The sequence below is a fragment of the Lacisediminihabitans profunda genome (assembly GCF_008040105.1).
Lineage (GTDB): Bacteria > Actinomycetota > Actinomycetes > Actinomycetales > Microbacteriaceae > Lacisediminihabitans > Lacisediminihabitans profunda.
Window position 1 is genome coordinate 476,509 of sequence record NZ_VRMG01000008.1, and the last position, 20,321, is coordinate 496,829.

At 67.8% G+C, this 20,321-nt stretch carries 14 protein-coding genes; 3 read left to right on the forward strand and 11 right to left on the reverse strand.

Features of this window, described 5'->3' with window-relative positions; translation table 11 throughout:
- Positions 1-45 precede the first annotated feature (45 nt).
- The 8 genes from FVP33_RS13195 to FVP33_RS13230 form a co-directional block, all read right to left on the reverse strand.
- Entirely contained in the window at positions 46-2,724 is a 2,679-nt protein-coding gene (locus FVP33_RS13195) for an FG-GAP-like repeat-containing protein (RefSeq protein WP_187270708.1), read from the reverse strand.
- Positions 2,725-2,867: 143 nt separating this feature from the next.
- Positions 2,868-3,497, reverse strand: coding sequence for a DUF998 domain-containing protein (locus FVP33_RS13200; RefSeq protein ID WP_187270709.1), 630 nt, complete (start codon positions 3,495-3,497; stop codon positions 2,868-2,870).
- Positions 3,498-3,943: 446 nt separating this feature from the next.
- Positions 3,944-4,969: a ketol-acid reductoisomerase gene (gene ilvC, locus FVP33_RS13205; RefSeq protein ID WP_147784116.1), complete on the reverse strand. Its 1,026-nt coding sequence runs from the start codon at positions 4,967-4,969 to the stop codon at positions 3,944-3,946.
- 34 nt (positions 4,970-5,003) lie between these two features.
- The gene (ilvN, locus tag FVP33_RS13210; RefSeq protein ID WP_147784117.1) at positions 5,004-5,510 is read right to left on the reverse strand and encodes an acetolactate synthase small subunit; all 507 of its coding nucleotides are present in this window, start codon (positions 5,508-5,510) and stop codon (positions 5,004-5,006) included.
- A gap of 4 nt (positions 5,511-5,514) precedes the next feature.
- Entirely contained in the window at positions 5,515-7,329 is a 1,815-nt protein-coding gene (locus FVP33_RS13215; RefSeq protein WP_147784118.1) for an acetolactate synthase large subunit, read from the reverse strand.
- Positions 7,330-7,374: 45 nt separating this feature from the next.
- A complete protein-coding gene (gene ilvD, locus FVP33_RS13220; RefSeq protein ID WP_147784119.1) occupies positions 7,375-9,072 on the reverse strand; it encodes a dihydroxy-acid dehydratase in 1,698 nt (565 codons plus the stop codon).
- A 183-nt stretch (positions 9,073-9,255) separates the two neighbouring features.
- The gene (otsB, locus tag FVP33_RS13225; RefSeq protein ID WP_246142327.1) at positions 9,256-10,035 is read right to left on the reverse strand and encodes a trehalose-phosphatase; all 780 of its coding nucleotides are present in this window, start codon (positions 10,033-10,035) and stop codon (positions 9,256-9,258) included.
- A gap of 35 nt (positions 10,036-10,070) precedes the next feature.
- Positions 10,071-11,573: an alpha,alpha-trehalose-phosphate synthase (UDP-forming) gene (locus FVP33_RS13230; RefSeq protein ID WP_147784121.1), complete on the reverse strand. Its 1,503-nt coding sequence runs from the start codon at positions 11,571-11,573 to the stop codon at positions 10,071-10,073.
- A 91-nt stretch (positions 11,574-11,664) separates the two neighbouring features.
- On the opposite strand from FVP33_RS13230, the gene FVP33_RS13235 reads away from it, so the two are divergent.
- Both FVP33_RS13235 and FVP33_RS13240 read left to right on the forward strand, forming a co-directional pair.
- Positions 11,665-12,633 carry a magnesium transporter CorA family protein gene (locus FVP33_RS13235; protein ID WP_147784122.1) on the forward strand — a complete coding sequence of 323 codons (969 nt, stop codon included), beginning with the start codon at positions 11,665-11,667 and terminating at the stop codon, positions 12,631-12,633.
- A 39-nt stretch (positions 12,634-12,672) separates the two neighbouring features.
- Positions 12,673-13,566, forward strand: coding sequence for a sugar phosphate isomerase/epimerase family protein (locus FVP33_RS13240; protein ID WP_147784123.1), 894 nt, complete (start codon positions 12,673-12,675; stop codon positions 13,564-13,566).
- A 384-nt stretch (positions 13,567-13,950) separates the two neighbouring features.
- On the opposite strand, the gene FVP33_RS13245 is transcribed toward FVP33_RS13240, so the two are convergent.
- From FVP33_RS13245 to FVP33_RS13255, 3 genes are read right to left on the reverse strand one after another with little or no spacing between them, the layout of a single operon-like run.
- Positions 13,951-15,792 carry a YhgE/Pip family protein gene (locus FVP33_RS13245; protein ID WP_147784124.1) on the reverse strand — a complete coding sequence of 614 codons (1,842 nt, stop codon included), beginning with the start codon at positions 15,790-15,792 and terminating at the stop codon, positions 13,951-13,953.
- Positions 15,789-18,698, reverse strand: a complete 2,910-nt coding sequence (locus tag FVP33_RS13250; protein ID WP_147784125.1) for an MMPL family transporter — start codon at positions 18,696-18,698, stop codon at positions 15,789-15,791. The genes FVP33_RS13245 and FVP33_RS13250 overlap by 4 nt, the downstream gene beginning before the upstream one ends.
- 2 nt (positions 18,699-18,700) lie before the next feature.
- Entirely contained in the window at positions 18,701-19,273 is a 573-nt protein-coding gene (locus FVP33_RS13255; RefSeq protein ID WP_147784126.1) for a TetR/AcrR family transcriptional regulator, read from the reverse strand.
- Positions 19,274-19,636: 363 nt separating this feature from the next.
- Between FVP33_RS13255 and FVP33_RS19545 the strand changes: the two genes are divergently transcribed.
- On the forward strand, positions 19,637-20,321 hold a 685-nt coding region (locus FVP33_RS19545), incomplete at its 3' end, for a DUF222 domain-containing protein (RefSeq protein ID WP_187270710.1).

Genomic DNA, 20,321 nt, shown 5'->3' on the forward strand with positions numbered 1-20,321 from the left:
CCGCATCCGAGATGCATGCCGCATCCGCGGGCTTCCGGTCGGGCGTCAACTGATCGTTGCGAATCCCGCCCAGCCGGAACCGATCTGCGAGACCGCGCCCCAGCCGCCGTGGCCGTCTCCCCGATAGAGGTACAGCGCCCCGGCAACAGTCCGGCCGAGCACGTCGGCGGTGCCGTCTCCATCGAAGTCGCCGACCGAGAGGATCGCCGACATGCCGTTCCAGCCGGAACCGATCAGCTTGGTCGCGCCCCAGCCCCCATGACCGTCGCCGGGGTAGAGATACAGGTTGCCGTTGGCCGCCCTGGCGATGACGTCGGAATGGCCATCTCCATCGAAGTCGCCGGGTGACAGGATTGCGGTCATCCCCTGCCAGCCATTGCCGACCAGCGATGTCGAGCTCCAGCCGCCATGCCCATCTCCCGCATAGAGGTAGAGTGCGCCGGCCACCGTCCGTCCGAGGACGTCCTGGTTGCCGTCGCCGTTGAAGTCTCCGGCCGACAGGATCGCGCTCATGCCATTCCAACCGGAACCCACCAACCGAGCACTCAGCCACCCCTTGTTTCCGTCGCCGGAATACAGGTAAAGGGCTCCGCCGCTCGTGCGACCGAGAATATCGGGGAACCCGTCACCATCGAAGTCTCCGACCGGCACAAGGGAGGTCATGCCATTCCACCCGGAACCGATCAACGACGGCGCCTTCCAGGAACCGCTCCCGTTTCCCGGATAGACATAGAGCGCACCCCGGGGAGTCGTCGCCAGAACATCCGGGATCCCGTCCCCGGTGAAGTCGTGAGCGAGGGAGTAAGGATTGGGGAGCACGGCGTTCCTCGTGATCACGGCTCCCTCCGTCACAACGATTTCTGGCGTCAGGATGCTTCGGGACAACGGACCGGCATAGTTGAAGTTCAACTTGTACGTATCGGCCGCGAGCCCATCCACTCGATAGGTGCGATCCGACAGCACGGGAAAATCGTCCCCGGTGTCGACCCAGGCGTTTGAATCAGAGTCGAAGACCCAGGGCGTCACCGTGATAAGGCCCGTCGAGAAGTCCGTGGCCGAAAGCCCGGCTCCCGTGACGGTGCCGGTGACAACGCCCGCCGTGTGCAGATCGGCGTCTATGCCGGTCACTGCTGTGCTGGGACCGAGATTGACGAGATCGGGATGGTAGTAGGCAGGCACGTCGAACCATCCCTGGTTTGCGTAGGTGGCCACGGGGGCGACGAACGTGACCTCGTAATCGCCGACCGAAAGCTGCTGGAACTTGTACGCGCCCGTGTCATCCGTCAGGGTCGACCTCTCCGAAATCACGGCCCGGGCGGCGTTGACCTGATCCGCATACACCATCGCATTGGCGACGGCGGAGCCATTGTGAGTGACCCTACCGGCGATGCCGTTGCCTGCTGGCAGCGTGATGTTCAGACCGGTGAGGTCGTGCGAGCCCACGGTGACGAACGAGGTGGGTGTCTGGGTGAGGTCCTGAGGCCAGTACTGATTGACGAAGTTGCCGGTCCCGACATAGCTGAAGTGCAGGGCGTAAGTCCCCAGGCGCGTCTCCGGAGTTGTGAAATCGCCTTGAGCATCCACCATTACCGAACGCGGGAACGGCATTGGCCCAATAGGCCAATAGGACACCTCCACGGATCCCGCGGCGGCTGGCACGCCGGCAGCGCCAAGAGCAACATGCCCGCTGAGCGAGTGGGCGGGATCGAGCGTGACGTCGTGGTCTAGCAACGACGCCGTGGTCCACGAGAGCTGGCCGGCGAAATAGTCGGTAAATGGGATTAGCCCGTGCCCGCTGGACGCGGTGAACTCGAGGCGATACATCTGGTCGCTGAGCCCCTGGAAGGAATACCCACCGGCCGCATCGGTCGTCGTCGTCTTTACCGTGTCCCACGTGGATCGGTCGCGGGCGTATTGATCGAGCGAGACGGTCACTTCTCCCGCCCCGGCGGGAGAAGTGACGCTCCCTATGTGGACATGTCCGTCTATCACAAACGTCGGCCTCAGCACAATCGATGGCTGCGCCTGGTTTGTGCTGCCCATGAAGACGAAGGTGGTCGCGAAGACCTGGTCCTGGAACCCTCCGGTGCCGAGGTATTTGGCAAAGAGGCGATACATGCCGGGCGGCATGGACGGAAAAGAGAACGCTCCGTTGGCCGTCACCAGGATGGGCGACGACTCAGGACTGGAGTCCGAGATTGTGTATCGCTGATACGTCACCGAGGCTTCCCCTGCTGCCGCTTTCGTGTCCGTCGTGCCCAGGGAGACCGTTCCAGTTAGGGCGGCCGGGCTGGGCAGCGTGACGCTGATGCCGACAGCATCGGAGGTCTGGAGATCCACCAAGTCGAAGGTCCCGTACGAGGTATTGGGTAGCGTATTTCGCCAATAGAGGTCGGTGAACTCGGTGGACACGGTGTCATGGAAGGAGACTACGAATGACCACCGAACCAGCGCGGGGAAGACGTAGTCGCCATTGGCATCGGTGGTGACCGATATGGGAGTGTACGATCCGACCGGATACTCCGTCGCCGTGACGGTGACTTCGCCAGCTCCCGCTGCCCGATCCGTGTTTCCCAATGACACATGACCCGAAAGGGAGTGGGTCCCGGGCTCAATAATGGCGGCCGCTTTCCAGGCCCCCGGGCCAGCAACCGACGAACCGATGACGCATAAAATGGCGAGAGCAGCGAAGACGCCGCGGAATCGAATCAGGAATCGCTGCATGACGGGCATCCTCGCGCGCTGAGGGTCGGGTAACTGAGGTGATCCCGCTCAAGCGCGAAGCTATCACCGAAGTGATGCCGTGAGCAATGCCCAATAATTCCGGCCAGGATACCGTCCGCTAGCCCGTCCGGGGGTCTGTCCAATTAGATGGGCTCGGCTGGATTCCGAAGCGTCCCGCACAGCGCGAATGCCCACCCGAGGATCCCCCCGAGGCACAGCCGCTCGGCGAGTCCGACCGCCTGCGGCGCGAGCGTCAGGCTCAGCGCCAGGAGTACGAGACCGGCCAGCGCCACCAGGAAGAGCGCGAGCACGGCACGCTGGCGTCCAGCCCCTCGCGTGAGCACCGCCATCGCCGCGATCACGGCGAGAAAACCGGATGTCGCAAACACGACGTGTGCGAAACCGACCGCGGTGTGCGGGGTCATCCCGTACTCGCCGGCCGCGTTCACGTCGGTCGGGAGCAGCGCGAGCGCGGCCGAGCAGAGTCCAGCGACGGCGAGGAGCGCCGAGCCAGTTCGCCTAAGCCAGGTATCCGGTGTGCCGAGGGTGACCACGACCACGACGCATCCGCTCATTACGGCGCGCGCGACGAAGTTGACCTGCATCGCCCAGCCGAACGGGCCGACGGCGAGGTCGCTCTCGGCGTCGGTCACGACGGAGTAGTGCGGTGGCAGCAGCTGCAGCACGATGTCGACCAGCACGTAGAGCACCACCAGCGCCATCGCCGCCGTGGCGAACACCCGGCGGGTGCGCGGCGCATCCCGTGAGTTCATTCGTCCACCCTTGCGCATAACTCCTGCTGATTTCCCCACACCGTCCCGGCCTCCCCGAAAATCCGGGGAGCCCGACGGCGCCCGGCGCAAATTGCCGGAGTTGTGCATCGCGGCGCCGGGTCTCGGGCTCGCTCCTCGGTCGCGGTCGCGGTCGCGGAGGGAGCAGCCGGCTCGCGGACGGAGTCCTGCGCCCTCGCTCCGGCCGCGGGTGCGCTCCGGCAGCGCCGCCCCGGCTCGCGGAGGGAGTCGTGCGCCCTCGCGGCGGGGATACCGGCTCGCGGAGGGAGTCCTAACCCCCGCCGCGACGCAGTATCCCCGCCGCGAGCCGGCGCACGGGCGATGTCCCCCGCCGCGAGGCGCCCCAATCGCCCGAAGCGGCTGCGGCACGCCGGCCCGGAAACGCCGAAATGGCCCCGACTCGAGAGCCGGGGCCATCTCCAGTGGTGCTAGCGGGCGGCTTCGCCGTCCACGTAGTCCTCGTCGATCTGCTTCCAGGCGAAGAGAGCGCGCAGCTCCTTGCCCGTCGCCTCGATGGGGTGCGCAGCGCCCTTCGCGCGCAGGGCCAGGAACTCCGGGGCTCCGGCGTCCTGGTCCGCGATGAAGCGGGCGGCGAAGGTGCCGTCCTGGATGTCGGAGAGAACGGCCTTCATGTTCTCCTTCACATGCGGGTCGATCACGCGCGGGCCGGAGATGTAGTCGCCGTACTCTGCCGTGTCGGAGACCGACCAACGCTGCTTGGCGATGCCACCCTCCCACATGAGGTCCACGATGAGCTTGAGCTCGTGCAGCACCTCGAAGTACGCGATCTGCGGCTGGTAGCCCGCCTCGGTGAGGGTCTCGAAGCCGTACTGCACGAGCTGCGAGACGCCGCCGCAGAGAACGGCCTGCTCACCGAACAGGTCGGTCTCGGTCTCCTCGGTGAAGGTGGTCTTGATGCCGCCGGCACGCAGGCCGCCGATCGCCTTCGCGTATGACCAGGCGAGGTCCCAGGCGTGACCTGAGGCATCCTGCTCCACGGCGACGATCACCGGCACTCCGCGGCCGGCCTCGTACTCGCGGCGCACGGTGTGGCCGGGTCCCTTCGGGGCGACCATGATCACGTCGACGCCCTCCGGCGCCTTGATGTAGCCGTAGCGGATGTTGAAGCCGTGCCCGAAGAGGATCGCCTTGCCCTCGGCGAGGTGGGGCTGGATGTCCGCCGCGTACAGGTGGCGCTGGTACTGGTCGGGGGCGAGGATCACGATCACGTCCGCCCACTCGGCGGCCTCCGCCGACGGCAGAACGGTGAAACCGGCCTCCTGCGCCTTGGCGATGGACTTGGAGTCCGGCTTGAGACCGACGACGACCTCGACCCCGGAGTCTCTCAGGTTCAGCGCGTGGGCGTGGCCCTGCGATCCGTAGCCGATGACGGCGACCTTCTTGCCCTGGATGAGCGAGAGGTCGGCATCTTTGTCGTAGAAGATTTCGGTCACGTTATGGTTCTCCTTGATTGTTGTGGTGTGAAAGCTAGTTTTTGAAGACTCGTTCGGTGATGCTCTTGCTGCCCCGGCCGATCGCCAGCAGTCCGGACTGGGCGATCTCCTTGATCCCGTAGGGTTCGAGCACCCGCAGCAGGGCCTGCACCTTGGCCGTGTCGCCGGTGACCTCGATCACGAGGGCGTCGGTGGCGACATCCACGATGCGGGCACGGAACAGCGTGGCCGCCTCGAGAATCTGGCTCCTGGTGCTGTTGTCCACCCGCACCTTGATCAGCATGTGCTCGCGCTCCACGGTCTGCAGCGGATCGAGCTCCACGATCTTGATCACGTTGATGAGCTTGTTGAGCTGCTTCGTCACCTGCTCGAGCGGCAGCTCCTCCACGTCGACGACGACCGTGATGCGGGAGAGGCCCGGGATCTCGCTCTTGCCGACCGCGAGGCTCTCGATGTTGAATCCGCGGCGCGCGAACAGGCCGGCGACTCGCGTCAGCAGACCGGGCTTGTCTTCCACCAGAAGGGACAGGACATGGGTCATGGCTCTACTCCTCGTCCCACTCCGGCGCGTGATCGCGCGCGTACTGCACCGACGAGTTGCCGACGCCCTGAGGCACCATCGGCCAGACCATCGAATCCCGACTGACGATGAAGTCGATCACCACCGGTCGGTCGTTGGTCTCGTTCGCGAGCTTGATCGCGGCGTCCACGTCTTCTTTCCTGGTGACCCGGATGCCGAGGGCGCCATACGCGTCCGCCATCTTCACGAAGTCCGGGATCATCACCGTGTCGTGGCCCGTGTTGAGGTCGGTGAACGAGTGCCTCCCCTCGTAAAACAGGGTCTGCCACTGGCGGACCATGCCGAGCGAGGAGTTGTTGATGATCGCGACCTTGATCGGGATGTTGTTGATCGTGCAGGTGGCGAGCTCCTGGTTGGTCATCTGGAAGCAGCCGTCGCCGTCGATCGCCCAGACCGTGCGCTCCGGTTCCGCGACCTTCGCCCCCATGGCGGCAGGCACGCCGTAACCCATCGTGCCCGCCCCGCCGGAGTTGAGCCACGAGTTGGGACGTTCGTACTTGATGAACTGGGCGGCCCACATCTGGTGCTGGCCGACGCCGCTGGCATAGATCGCCTCGGGGCCGGTGATCTGGCCGATGCGTTCGATCACGTACTGCGGGGAGAGCAGCCCGTCGTCCGGCTCGTCGTAGCCGAGCGGAAACTGCTCCCTCAGCTTGTCCAGCCGAACCCACCAGTCGGTGAGGTCGGACGGGGTGTTCTTCGTGGCCTGCGCGAAGGCGACCGTGAGGTCGGCGATGACGTCCTTGGCATCGCCGACGATGGGAACATCGGCCACCCGGATCTTGGAGATCTCGGCGGGGTCGATATCGACATGGACGACCTTGGCGTTGGGCGCGAACTCGCTCGGCTTGCCGGTGACCCGGTCGTCGAAGCGCGCCCCCAGGGAGATGAGCAGGTCGGATTCCTGGATCGCGAGAACCGCGGGAACCGTTCCGTGCATCCCGGGCATGCCGAGGTTGAGGGGGTTGGAGTCCGGGAACGCGCCGCGGGCCATGAGGGTCGTGACGACGGGGGCACCCACGAGCTCGGCGAGCTTGAGCAGCTCGGCGCTCGCCTTCGCCCGCACCACTCCGCCGCCCACGTAGAACACGGGGCGCTTCGCCTCGGCGAGCAGCTGCGCGGCCGCCTGGATCTGCTTGCCGTGCGCCTTCGTCACCGGCCGGTAGCCCGGCAGGTCGACCTTGGGCGGCCAGACGAACGGCGCGAAGCCCTGCTGGGCATCCTTCGTCACGTCCACGAGCACCGGCCCCGGGCGCCCGGTCGTGGCGATGTGGATGGCCGCGGCGATCGTCGCCGGCACGTCCTCCGGGCGGGTGATGAGAAAGGAGTGCTTGGTGATGGGCATCGTGATTCCCACGATGTCGACCTCCTGGAAGGCGTCGGTTCCCATGAGGGTGGAGAACACCTGGCCGGTGATCGCCAGCAGCGGCACCGAGTCCATGTAGGCGTCGGCGATCGCGGTCACGAGGTTGGTGGCGCCGGGCCCGGAGGTCGCGATGGCGACGCCGATCCTTCCGGTCGCCGAGGCGTAGCCCTCCGCGGCGTGGCCGGCGCCCTGCTCGTGCCGCACCAGGATGTGGCGGATCGCCGTGGACGACATCAGTTCGTCGTAGAACGGCATGATCGCGCCGCCCGGGAGGCCGAAGACGTCCGTGACGCCGAGGTTCTCGAGCGAGCGGAGAATGGCCGCCGAACCGTTGAGCACTTCCGGGGCGGCGTGCCGCTCGGCCGGGCCGGGGGCCTTGGCCGCGGTGGGCACCGGGATCGATTCCGTGGACATCAGGACTTCCTTGAGGTTTCAGGCACGAATAGTGAGGGCACGAAGCTACCCGGTGACCGCGCCCTCCGCAGCGGAGTGCACGAGCTTCGAGTACTTTGCGAGAACGCCACGGGTATAGCGCGGGGGAAGCGGAGCCCAGCCAGAGCGGCGAGCTGCGAGCTCTGTCGGTTCGACGAGTAGGTCGAGCGAGCGAGCTGCGATATCGACCCGTATTAGATCACCATCGCGCACGAAGGCGATGGGACCAGCGTCCACCGCTTCGGGTGCTATGTGGCCGATACACAGTCCGGTTGTGCCGCCTGAGAATCGTCCGTCAGTCAAGAGTAGTACATCCTTGCCGAGCCCGGCGCCCTTGATGGCCGCGGTGATCGCCAGCATCTCGCGCATGCCTGGACCGCCCTTCGGACCCTCGTAGCGGATCACCACGATGTCGCCGGCGGCGATGCCCCCGGCGGTGAGGGCGTCCATCGCCTCTCGTTCGCGCTCGAACACGCGCGCCGGACCCTCGAACACCTTCGCGTCGAATCCGGCCGTCTTCACGACGGCACCCTCCGGCGCAAGTGAGCCGTGCAGGATGGTGAGCCCGCCGGTGGGGTGGATGGGGTTGTCGAGCGTGCGCAGCACCGTGCCGTCGAGCGGCTCGGGGTCGAGATCTGCGAGGTTCTCGGCCACGGTGCGGCCCGTCACGGTGAGGGCGTCGCCGTGGATGAGACCGGCGTCGAGCAGGGCCTTCATGAGCACCGGGATGCCGCCCTGGCGGTCCACGTCGTTCATCACGAACCGGCCGAACGGCTTGAGGTCCCCCACGTGCGGCACGGTGTCGCCGATGCGGTTGAAGTCGGCCAGGGTGAGGTCCACCTCCGCCTCGTGCGCGATCGCGAGCAGGTGCAGCACGACGTTGGTGGACCCGCCGAGGGCCATCGCCACGGCGATCGCGTTCTCGAAGGCGTCCTTGGTGAGGATGTCGCGGGTGGTGATCCCGAGTCGGAGCAGGTTGACGACGGCCTCGCCGCTCTTGTGCGCGAAGTAGTCGCGGCGGCGGTCCGCCGCGGCCGGACTCGTTGATCCCGGCAGGGCCATCCCGAGCGCCTCGGCCACGCTGGCCATGGTGTTCGCGGTGTACATGCCGCCGCAGGCACCCTCGCCGGGGGCGAAGGCGCACTCGATGCGCTTGGCGTCCTCCTCGCTCATGCGGCCGGCGCGCACGGCACCCACGGCCTCGAACGAGTCGATGATGGTGATGTCCTTCTCGGTGCCGTCGCTGAGCTTCACCCAGCCCGGGGCGATCGAGCCCGCGTAGAGGAAGACCGAGGCGAGGTCGAGCCGCGCTGCAGCCATGAGCATGCCGGGCAGCGACTTGTCGCAGCCGGCGAGCAGCACCGAGCCGTCGAGGCGCTCGGCCTGCATGACGACCTCGACCGAGTCGGCGATAACCTCGCGGCTCACCAGCGAGAAGTGCATGCCCTCGTGGCCCATCGAGATGCCGTCGGAGACGGAGATGGTGCCGAACTGCAGCGGGTAGCCGCCGCCGGAGTGCACTCCCTCCTTCGAGGCCTGCGCGAGGCGGTCGAGGGAGAGGTTGCAGGGCGTGATCTCGTTCCACGAGCTCGCGATGCCGATCTGGGGCTTGTCCCAGTCGTCGTCGCCCATCCCCACCGCGCGCAGCATCCCGCGCGAGGTCATGGCTTCGATTCCGTCGGTTACGACGCGCGAACGCGGCTTCCAGTCAACTGTTTCGGGCATGCAACGAGTCTAGAACTCCGCCGCCGGTGCTTTCCGCCGCTCTCCCCCACTCTCGCCCACCGAAAACGCAGGAGATTCGTCACCGGCGGAGCCATTTTGCGTCCCCTGGCGCCCAGGGACGCGGGATCTCCTGCGTTTTCGGTGGGGATGAGGGAGCGGGACGGGAGCGGACGGATGCGACGCCTACTGCTCGTGCACGTCGCCTTCCCGAAGGTCGGCGAGGAGGTTGATCGCGCGCGCGACGTCGATGGGCCCAGGCACCCGGAAGTTGGCGAGGGTGGGTCCGTCGCCGCTCTTGAGCCCCACGTCGTCGGCGCCGAGTGCCGCGAAGGCGTCCTCGTCCGTGACGTCGTCGCCCGCGTAGAAGACGGCGGTCGCCTTCGTGTACTCACGCAGGTGCTCGAGAGCCTCGCCCTTGGTGGTGGAGCGCACCGAGAATTCGAGAACGTTCTTGCCCTCGCGCACCGTCAGGTCGTCGAGCTCCGCCGCGGTCTCGCTGAGCGCGACGAGGTGCGCGATCCGGCTGTCGTGCTCCGTCGCGAGACGGGTGTGCAGCGCGAAGCCCGCCGGCTTCGGCTCGAGCCAGACCTGATCGATCGAGTCCGCCACCTCGCCGAGCACGTCGCCGAGCACGCCGACCCGCTTGACCTCGGCCGTGTTGAGGCCGATCTGGTCGTCCGGCGAGTCCAGACGCAGCTCGATTCCGTGCGACCCGACGAGCAGCACGGAGTCCGGCAGGCCGGAGACCTGGATGAGGCTGGCCAGGGCGCGCCCGGACACGAGCGCCACCCGGGTGTTCGGCATCGCATTGAGCCGGAGCACCGCCGCCCGGGCCTCGGGGAGCGCGCGGGCGGCCTCCGGGTCGTCCACCTCCGGAGCGAGCGTGCCGTCGAAGTCGAGGGCCACGAGCAGGCGCCGGGTGCGCGCGAGTTCACGCAGCGCCCCCACGAAGGGTTCTGGCAATCGGGAGAAGTTCGGTGGTGTGTCGACGTCGACCATTAGTTGAGTGCGTGTCCCTCTGATCCGTGGTGCGCCCGGCTCTCGAGCACCCGCAGGAACTCCGTCGACCAGCGCGAGACGTCGTTTTCGAGCACCCGACGACGCAGGGAACGCATCCGTGCCGACCTGTCGCGTTTCGGCATCGCGATCGCCTGCAGGATCGTCTCCTTGAGTCCGTCGATGTCGTGCGGGTTGATGAGCAGGGCGCGCTTCAGCTCATCGGATGCGCCGGCGAACTCGCTCAGGATGAGCACACCGTCCTCGTCGAAGCGGCAGGCCACGTACTCCTTGGCGACGAGGTTCATGCCGTCGCGAAGGGCGGTCACGAGCATCACGTCGGCGGCGAGGTAGAGCGCCACCATCTCCTCCCGCGGGTACCCGTGGTGGTGGTAGCTGATCGGCACATGCGCGATCGTGCCGTAGTCGCCGTTGATGCGACCGACCGTCAACTCGATTTCGTCGCGCAGCGCCATGTAGGCCTGCACGCGCTCGCGGCTCGGGTTGGCCACCTGCACGAGCGTCACATCCTCGGCATTGAGCCGGCCCTCGGCGAGCAGTTCGCCGTATGCCTTGAGCCGGTGGCCGATGCCCTTGGTGTAGTCGAGCCTGTCCACGCCGAGCATCACGGTCTTGGGGTTTCCGAGGTCGGCGCGAATCTGGCGCGCGCGATCCTGCACCTCCGGCGTGCGGGCGAGCGCCTCGAAGCTCGCGGCGTCGATCGAGATGGGGAACGACTTCGCCACGACCGTGCGGAACGACCCCTGCCGCTTGATCGGGCCGAAGACGCGCACCCCAGGCGAATCGTCGACGAGGGGAACCTCGATCTGCGTGCCCTTGGTCACGTATCCCTTGAGCCGGCGCACGGCCCGCTGGAAGTTGCTCGCGTCGGCCACCCGCTGGAAGCCGATGACGTCGGCGCCGAGCAGTCCCTCCACGATCTGCGTCCGCCAGGGCAGTTGCGAGTAGATGCCATATGGCGGAAACGGAATGTGATTGAAGAAGCCGATGGTGAGGTCGGGACGAAGCTCGCGCAGCATCTTCGGCACGAGCTGCAACTGGTAGTCCTGAACCCAGACGACGGCCCCGATGGCGGATGCCGCGGCGGTCGCGTCCGCGAATCGCTGGTTCACGTCGATGTAGCTCTCCCACCAGTCGCGGTGGTAGGTCGGCGGGTTGATCACGTCGTGGTAGAGCGGCCAGAGCGTGTCGTTGGAGAATCCCTCGTAGTAGTTCTCGAGGTCGTGGGCGGTCAGCGGCACCGGCACCACGCGGATTCCGTCGCTGTCGAACGGCTCGAACTCGAGGTCCGGCTGGCCGCCCCAGCCGATCCAGGCTCCCTCGTGCTGGCGCATCACCGGCTCGAGGGCCGTCACGAGTCCGCCGGGCGAACGCGCCCAGCTCGCGGTGCCGTCCGCCTCGATCACGCGGTCGACGGGCAGGCGGTTCGAGACGACCACGAAGTCGTATTCGCCGGTCGGGATCGCGCTCGCTGTCTCGGTCATGTGTCCGCTTACTCTCGTCGTCGTGATGCCGCGCACCTCTTCGGTAAGCCACAACAAACTTATCAGCCGCGCGCAAACTAGCATTGCTCGCATGGTGACTACCCGGCTCTACCGCGATGGGGCGATGAAAGAAGACGGGTTTCCTGTCGAGGACATCTCCGACTACATCACCACGAAGGGCTGTGTGGTCTGGGCCGACTTCGTCTCCCCCACCGAGCGGGATCTCGCCATCATCGAGGAGGAGCTGGGGCTCCACCGCCTCGCGGTCGAGGATGCCGTGCACTCCTACCAGCGCCCCAAGCTCGACCGCTACGACACGCACCTGTTCCTTGCCGCGTACGCGGTGAGCCTCGACAACGACACCGGCGAACTCACCACCCACGAGATCAAGGCGTTCATCACCCCGCACGCTCTCGTCACCGTGCACGATCCGGACTTCGACATGTCGCGCGTGGTCGCCCGCTGGGACAACGACGGCGACCTGTCCAAGCACGGCGTCGGCTTCCTGCTCTGGGGCCTCCTCGACGAGATCGTCGACGGCCACTTCGAGACCGTGCAGCAGCTTGATGGAGCGGTGGAGTTGCTCGAGGACGCACTCTTCGACGAGCGGCCGCGCGACAAGGAGGTGCAGAAGAGATCGTTCGAGTTCCGCAAGTCCCTCGTGCTGCTGCGCCGGGTGGTGCTGCCGATGCGGGAGGTCGTCAACACCCTCCTCCGGCGCGACCTCGACGCCGTCGACGTGGCGATGGGGCCGTACTTCCAGGACGTCTACGACCACGTGCTGAGGGCCACCGAGTGGACGGAGTCGCTGCGGGATCTCGTGACGACGATCCTGGAGACGAACCTCAGCATCCAGAGCAACCGCATGAACCTCATCATGAAGAAGGTCACGAGTTGGGCCGCTATCATCGCCGTGCCGACCGCGATCACCGGATTCTTCGGCCAGAATCTCCAGTTCGTGGGATTCGGCACCGGGTGGGGCGTCTGGATGTCGATCGGCCTCATCGCCGTGACCTCCCTCGCCCTGTATCTCAGCTTTAAGCGCAGGGACTGGCTTTAGACATCCGGCGTTCAGCCGGCGAACAATAGAATCGGCACGATGATTCGCGTTGGCATGAGCACGTCGTGCGCCTACCCGCTGGCCACAGAGCACACCTTCCGGCTCGCCAGGCTCGCGGGCTACGACGGCGTCGAAATCATGGTCACCAACGACGAGGGAACGCAGGATGCGGATGCCCTGCTCGCGCTGTCGGCGAAGTGCGAGCTGCCGATCATGTCCATCCACGCCCCGGTGTTGTTGCTCACCCACTTCGTCTGGGGACGAGACCCGCAGGTGAAGCTGGAGAAGTCGGCGGAGCTCGCCCGCGCGGTCGGCGCGACCTCGGTGGTGGTGCATCCGCCGTTCCGCTGGCAGGCGACATACGCGCAGGACTTCCTGCGCATCGTGCGCCAGACGGCCGGCACCTACGGCGTGGAGGTCGCCGTGGAGAACATGTTCCCCTGGAGCGTGCGGGGCAGGAGCCTCAAGGCGTATTCCCCCGGCTACGACCCCACCCTCATGGACTGCGATTCGATGACCCTCGACTTCTCGCACGCCTCGCTCGCCGGGCGCGACTCGCTCGAGCTCGCCCTCGAGATGGGGTCGCGGCTTCGGCACGTGCACCTGTGCGACGGCTCCGGTTCGCAGGACGAGGGCCAGATCTTCGACGAGCACCTCCTGCCCGGGTACGGCACCGAGCCGGTCGCGGAGGTACTCGAACACCTGGCGGCCCAGAACTGGACCGGTCAGGTCGTCGCCGAGGTGAACACCCGAAAGGCCCGCACCGAACAGGAACGCCTCAACATGCTGCGGGAGACCCTGGACTTCGCGAAGGCGAAGCTCGGCGCGGAGAGCACCGTCCACCGGGGCCGGGGGTCCACCGTCGGCTACCCGGGGCTGCTCAGGCGGGCCGGTCGTCGCGCGATCACGGCCCTCCGCCCCAACGGCCGCTGACCCCACACGCGTGTAGCCCCTCGCGGCGGGAGTTGCTCCCGGACCGCGCTACTCCCGGACCTGACCTCTCGCGGCGGGAGATAACCCGTCGCGTATCCCCTCGCCGGCGGGAGATACTCCCTCGCGTATCCCCTCGCGGCGGGGATACTCCCTCGCGGCGGGGGACGCGCCTCCCGCCGCGAAGGAGTATCCCCGCCGTCGGGCGCGATTACTCCCGCCGCGAGACGGGACCCCCGCGCCAGGCCGCAAGGATGAGGACCGGATGCCCCTCCCGCCCTAACGCAACTCCCGCCGCGAGACGGCAACTCCCGCCGCGAACTCCGCCAGGCCTACGACGCGGCCTGAGGCCCGGTCAGGCGAGCATCGACGCGGCCTGAGGCCCGGTCACACGGGCGCCGGCGCCAGCCCGAGGGCGAGCGCCCGCCGCGACCGACGGATGGCGACGAGGGACACGAGTACGCTGCCCACCCCGAACGCCGCGAGGGTCAGAGCAGCCGCGACAATCGGTCCGATGGCTCCCCCGGCGATGATCCCCTGCATCCCCTGCACCCCGTAGGTGAGCGGCAGCAACGGGCTCACCCACTGGAACGGCGTGGCGAGCAGCTCCACCGGATACAGCCCGCCGGTCGACGTCACCTGGATGGCGAGCGCGAGGAGCGAGACGACGAGCCCCGCGCGGCCGAGCCACAGGCTGAGCAGGTAGTGGAAGGCCGTGAACGCGAGCGACATCAGCACGGCGAAGCCGAGGGTTGCCGGCAGCGAGGACCAGGCCACCCCGAGACTCAGGTGCAGCAGTCCCACGAGCAGCAGCGCCTGCGCGATCGTGATGGCGCTCGCCCGCGCGAGGGTCGAGAGCAGCAGGCGCCCGTTCGCCGCGCTGGAGGTGAGCGCCCGCCTGGTCACCGGCCGCAGCACCAGGAACACCGCGAGCGCGCCTACCCAGAGGCCGAGCGGCACGAAGAAGGTGGCGATCACCTGCCCGATGTCGGCGATCTTGTTGTCCCTGGTCACCGTGAGCGACACCGGATCGGACGCGATCTTCGCCGAGGCGGCCGCCTGTCGGCTATCGCTCGCCGGCAGCTGGTCGGCGCCCGACTTGAGGCCGGTCGCGAGCTGGCCGACGCCGGAGGCGAGCTGGCTCGCCCCGGACGAGGCCGACGCCGCTCCGCTGGAGAGGCTGCCGATTCCGCCCGCGAGCGAACCTGCGCCCGAGCGGAGGCCGAACGACCCGGCCGCCAATTTCGCGGCTCCCCCCGCGCTCTGCCCGATGCCGGACTGGATTCCGCCGAGGGCGCCGGTGGCCTGCTGGCTGAGCGCCGATCCGCCGGCCGCCGCCTGCGCGAGCTGGCCGCTGATCGCGTTGATCGCGGCCTCGGCACCGGGCACGCCGTTCTGCAGATCCGCATTCGCAGCGACGAGTCCGGCCGAGAGCTGCGAGACGCCGCCCGTGTAGTTCGAGATGCCCTGGCCGAGCTGGCCGAGGCTCGCCGCTCCCGCGTTCAGCCTGCCGAGTCCGGCGCTGAGCGAGTCGACGCCCGCGGTGTACTTCGCGATGCCGCTCGACAGGGATACCGCGCCGGACTGGGCGGATGCCGCCCCACCGGACAGCGAAGAGAGCCCGCCACTCAGGCTGGTCGCCGCGCTCGACAGGGTGCCTGCCCCGGTCGCCGCCGTACTCAGCGAGCCACCCAGAGTGCCGACGCTCTTGTAGATCCCCGAGATGTACTGCTCGGTGATGGTCTTGCCGAAGGTGTTGACCATGCCGTCGCCGACCGCCTGGGCGACCGCACCGGTGAGGTAGCTGTGCGCGTCATCCGTGTGGATGGCGAGGTCGGCCTGTTTCGGGCTCGACGAGCTGAGCGAGAGGATCGAGGTGGAGAAGTCCTTGGGCACGGTGAGGATGGCGTCGACCTTCCCCTCGGCGAGCGCCTTCCTGGCGTCCGCCGCGTTGGTGATGGTCCAGTCGAAGCCCTTGCTGCCGCCCGTGAGCTCCGTCACGAGTTGTCGTCCGGCGAAGACCGGCGACTTCGTGCCGTCCGCGGCCGTCGTGTAGACGAGCTTGTCGCTGTTGACGATGGCCGCCGGGATGCGGTCGACCGCCTTGTCGGCGTTGGAGAGGGCGCCGACGAAGAGTCCGGCGAAGGCGAGCGGAACGACCACGACGGCGGCGACCGCCGCGGAGCGCAGCCACCTCCTGCGACCGACGGTCGTGACTGACTGGCTCACTGGAGTACTCCTCTGGCGTCGAGCGAGGCGAGGTCGACGGTGACGAGGGGTCGACCGTCGATGGCGATGCTGGTGGGCGCCCGCACCGCGGCGGGCGTGCCGAGGACGAGCGTGGTGCTGGCCGGGGCGAGCAGGCAGAGGGCGCGCAGGAAGTCGGCCTCGTCCCTCGGTGTCGAGAAGCTGTCGAGTTGATCGAGGATCACCACCGGCGTGCCCTCGGCGAGCGCGACACTGGCGAGAGCGACGGCCCGCTCCCGCTGGGGCAGTTGCTGAAGCGTCGACGAGGCGCTCACGGGCATCCCGTCGGGGTCAACCTCGGCGAGCACCGTGTTGATCCGGGCGATCCATCGGGCGACGCGGTGCCGCCGCCGCGCGAAGCGGTACCAGGGCTGGGTCAGTCGCAGACGTTCGTCGAGAAGCTCGCCGAAGGTCACCGAGGTCTCTGCGCGTTCGAGCCCGCCGACATCCGCCATCGCGACGAGGCGCGAGACACTCCCCGCCTCGGAGGGCAGCGGATGCCCGGCCACCTGCAGCCGGCCGTCGACAGGGTCGAGGCGGCCGGCGATGGTCGCGCCGAGCAGCCGTCGGTCGGTCGCGTCGCCGCTGGCGAGAACGAGAGACCCGGGTGCGACAGCGATGCCGAGCGGACCGACCCGTCGCTCGGCGGACCCGGCGACGAGATCCTCGGCGCTGATCGAGGAGCCGCGCTGGTCGAGGGTCCAGACGACGGCCTCGCGGTGCTCCCGCAGGTGCTCACCCTCGATGTCCATGTCCGGAAGGAGCCGCTGCAGCCACCGGGGCATCCACCAGGCCGCCCGTCCGAGCAGCGTCATGATGGCCGGCACGAGGGTCATGCGCACGAGGAAGGCGTCGAAGGCGATGCCGGCGGCGAGACCGAGGGCGATCGGCTTGATCGTGCCCGAGCCCTCCGGCACGAATGCGAAGAAGACGAAGAACATGATGAGGGCCGCCGCCGTCACCACGCGCGCCCCGTTGGCGAAGCCCCGCCTGACGGATTCGCGGGCGTTGCCGGTGCGTACGAACTCCTCGCGCATTCCGGAGACGAGGAAGACCTCGTAGTCCATGGCGAGGCCGAAGAGCACCGCCATGAGCAGGATCGGCATGAAGCTCAGGATGGGGCCCGGGTTCTCCACGTTGAGGAGGTCGCCGAGCCACCCCCACTGGAAGATCGCCACGACGACGCCGAACGAGGCGATGACCGAGAGCAGAAAGCCGAGCGCCGCCTTGATCGGGACGAGCACCGAGCGGAACACCATCATGAGCAGCACGATCGAGAGGCCGACCACGATGAGTCCGAACGGGATGAGGGCGGCGGAGAGCCGGTTCGAGATGTCGATGCCCACCGCGGTCGCCCCGGTGACGAAGATCGGGGTCGAGTACTTCTTCTCGATCGACGGGGCGAGATCCCGGATCGACTGGACGAGAGCCTTCGTCTGGGTCGCGTCCGGTGCGCTGGACGGGATCACCTGGATGATCGCGGTGTCCAGTCCCGCATCCGGAATCCCCATGCTCACGTAGCTGACGTCCTTGAGAGTGCCGAGTTCCTTGCCGATGGCGGCCAGGTCATCCTGGATCGCCGTGGTCTGGGTGATGTCGACCGCGACGATGAGCGGTCCGTTGTAGCCGGGGCCGAAGCCCTCCTTGATGAGCTCGTAGGCCTGCCGCTGGGTGGACCCCCTGGGCTCCGAGCCGCCGTCGGGGAGGCTGAGGTTGAGGCTCAGCGCCGGGATGGCGAGGGTGCCGAGGATCGCCACGACCGCGAGAGTCGCGAGAACCGGACGCTTCATCACACCCGTCACCCAGCGCAGCCCCATCGTGGGCTTGCTGCCCTCCTCGTGCATGGTGGCGCGACGGTAGGCCCGCGATCCGGGCTTCGGGGTGAGCCGCCCCTTGATCAGCCCCAGCAGTGCGGGCACGAGGGTCGTCGCCACGCCGATGGCGACGAGCACGGCGAAGGCCGCGCCGACCCCCATCACGCTGAGGAACGGGATGCCGACGACAAGCAGGCCCAGAAGGGCGATGATGACGGTGACGCCGGCGAACACCACGGCGCTTCCCGCGGTGCCGACCGCGATCGCGGCGGACTCCTCCGGGTCCTCGCCGTTGGCGAGCTGATTGCGGTGCCTCGAGAGGATGAAGAGCGAGTAGTCGATGCCCACCGCGAGCCCGATCATGAGGGCGAGAAGCGGGGCCGAGCTCGATACCGTCGTGAACGCGGAGATCGCGCCGATGCCGCCGATGACGATCCCCACGCCAAGGATGGCGGAGAGCAGGGGCATGCCGGCCGCGATGAGCGACCCGAAGGTGATCAGCAGCACGACGGCGGCGAAGAGAAGGCCGAAGACCTCGGTGAGGGTGATTCCGAAGGTGTTGTCCTGGAACACCTGGCCGCCGAAGGCGACGGTGAGCCCGGCATCCTCGGCGATCGACGCCGTGGCCTTGAGCGCCGTGAGGGTGGCGGGCTTCACGTCGCTTGACGCGCCGGTGAACTGGATCTGGGAACGCGCCATGTTCTTGTCGGCGGTGACGGCGCTGCCCGCGTATTTCGAGAAGGGGCTGAGCACGGAATCGATGCCCGGGATCTTCTCGATCGCGGCATCCATCTTGTCGATCGCCGCGGTGTAGGCCGGGCTGTCGACCGACTGCCCGGTGGGGGCCATGACGACCGCCTGCGCGCTCGCGCCCGCCACCGAGGGGAACACCGCATCCAGTCGGTCGAGAGCGTTCTGGGACTCGGTGCCGGGGATTGCGAAGGACTCCTGGGTGTGGCCGCCGAGCGCCACGCTGCCGCCGAGCACGCCCACGAAGAGCGCGATCCAGACGCCGATCACGATCCAGGCACGGCGGTAGGAGAACCGGCCGAGCCGGTACAGGAGAGTGGCCACGATCAGTCCTCGGTTTTCTGCGGGGCTTCCACCGGCGACAGGAGCCCGGTGAGGATGGCGACGAGAGCGGCCCTGGTCTCGTCGAGGGGTGCCGACTGCAGGGCGAGGGAGTCCTCGGTGCAGAGCATGTAGGCGGCGCCGCCGAGGGCGATACCGAAGCGCATCTTCTCCTCGAGCGACGCGGTGTTGGCCGCGAAGAAGGCGGCGAGGCGGCGCACGAGGTCGTTGGCGCGATCGATCACCGGCACGGCGACGAGCGATGGGCCCTGGTTGATGAAGATGTGCACCTCGCGGCGGTACTGCAGGATGAAGTCGACGAATTCGACGAGGAAGGCGGCGCGGCCCTCCGCGGCGAGGCTGTTCGACTCGAGCCCCTCGAGGATCTGCTCCATCCGGTCGATCGCGGGGGCGACGGCGGCCTCGAGCAGGGCCTCCTTCGAGGAGAAGTGGTAGAGCACGCTCGATTTGGACAGCCCGGCGATGTCGGCGATTCGATGCAGCGAGGTTGCCGAGTAGCCGGCGGTGGCGAATTCGCCGAGCGCGATGGCGCGCAGGTCTTCGGACGAGGTGGACATCCTGCGAACCTATCTGACCGATCGGTCAGGCACTGTCCGATCGGTCAGTTTCCCAGTTTCTTGTCAGGTTGCCCGGCCGGTGAGGCGATCCGGTTGAGCCCCTTGTCCGCAGCCCGGCGGCGGCTTCTGCTTTGCGCTTCGGCTCCGGCGGCGCGGTTCGCGTGGGGCCGGCTCCTGGTACCCGTTACCCCTTTCCGGTGGCGCGCCTCCTCGTGGCGCGCCTCGTCGTGGCTGCGTCCTCCTCCTGGTTGGTGTGTCTCCACTCCTCCACAGGCTGTCTTTTGCCTGCGTCGTCCACAGGAAGTGCTGGTCAGGGTTGATATTGTCGGCGGGAATGTCGGTGGTGGCTGGCAGGCTTGGGTCATGGAAAACGGTACTGCGGACCGGCTCGAGGACACTGTCGACGGGTTGCCCGACGACGCCTCGCTGCCCGAGGACGCGTCGTTGCTTGATGACCCGTCGTTGCTGGATGACGCGTCGTTGCTTGCCGTGTTGGGGCGGGGTTTCGAGTTGCGGCGTGCGGCGGATGCCCGACTGGTGGGCCTGGCCGGGGAGGTGGTGCACCGGTCGAGATCGAGTCTCGGGCCGGAGGGGCTCGCGTCCCGGTTCGGTGCCACGAGCGCCGCCGCCCTGTTGGCGGAGGTGGGGCGGATCACCCTGGCCGAAAGTCACCGGTTCTGCCGGGTCGGCGACGCCACCGACGGGGTCGGTCTCCTCGGCGAACGGTTGCCGCCAGTGTTCCCGCTCCTCGCGGCTGCGGTGCGGGCCGCGATCATCCCGGTGGATTCCGCGAGCCTGATCGTGACGGCCCTGACCGAGGTCTCGCCCCGCGCCGACCAGGAGAATGTGGTCGCGGCCGAACAGGCTCTGGTGGGCTTCGCGGGGGAATATCCCGCCGATCTGGTCCGGCGGCTCGCTGCCCGGTGGCGGGACGTGCTCGACGTCGACGGGATCGAACCGCGGGAGGCGGAACTGGTCGCGTCCCGGTCGCTGCGGCGCAGCATTCTCGCGAACGGGTTGAAACGGTACCGGCTCGACCTCGACCCGC

Coding starts and splice junctions, on each gene's coding strand:
- FVP33_RS13195 (WP_187270708.1), bottom strand. CDS start 2,724: ATGCAGCGATTCCTGATTCGATTCCGCGGCGTCTTCGCTGCTCTCGCC.
- FVP33_RS13200 (WP_187270709.1), bottom strand. CDS start 3,497: ATGAACTCACGGGATGCGCCGCGCACCCGCCGGGTGTTCGCCACGGCG.
- ilvN (WP_147784117.1), bottom strand. CDS start 5,510: ATGACCCATGTCCTGTCCCTTCTGGTGGAAGACAAGCCCGGTCTGCTG.
- FVP33_RS13215 (WP_147784118.1), bottom strand. CDS start 7,329: ATGTCCACGGAATCGATCCCGGTGCCCACCGCGGCCAAGGCCCCCGGC.
- ilvD (WP_147784119.1), bottom strand. CDS start 9,072: ATGCCCGAAACAGTTGACTGGAAGCCGCGTTCGCGCGTCGTAACCGAC.
- FVP33_RS13230 (WP_147784121.1), bottom strand. CDS start 11,573: ATGACCGAGACAGCGAGCGCGATCCCGACCGGCGAATACGACTTCGTG.
- FVP33_RS13235 (WP_147784122.1), top strand. CDS start 11,665: ATGGTGACTACCCGGCTCTACCGCGATGGGGCGATGAAAGAAGACGGG.
- FVP33_RS13240 (WP_147784123.1), top strand. CDS start 12,673: ATGATTCGCGTTGGCATGAGCACGTCGTGCGCCTACCCGCTGGCCACA.
- FVP33_RS13255 (WP_147784126.1), bottom strand. CDS start 19,273: ATGTCCACCTCGTCCGAAGACCTGCGCGCCATCGCGCTCGGCGAATTC.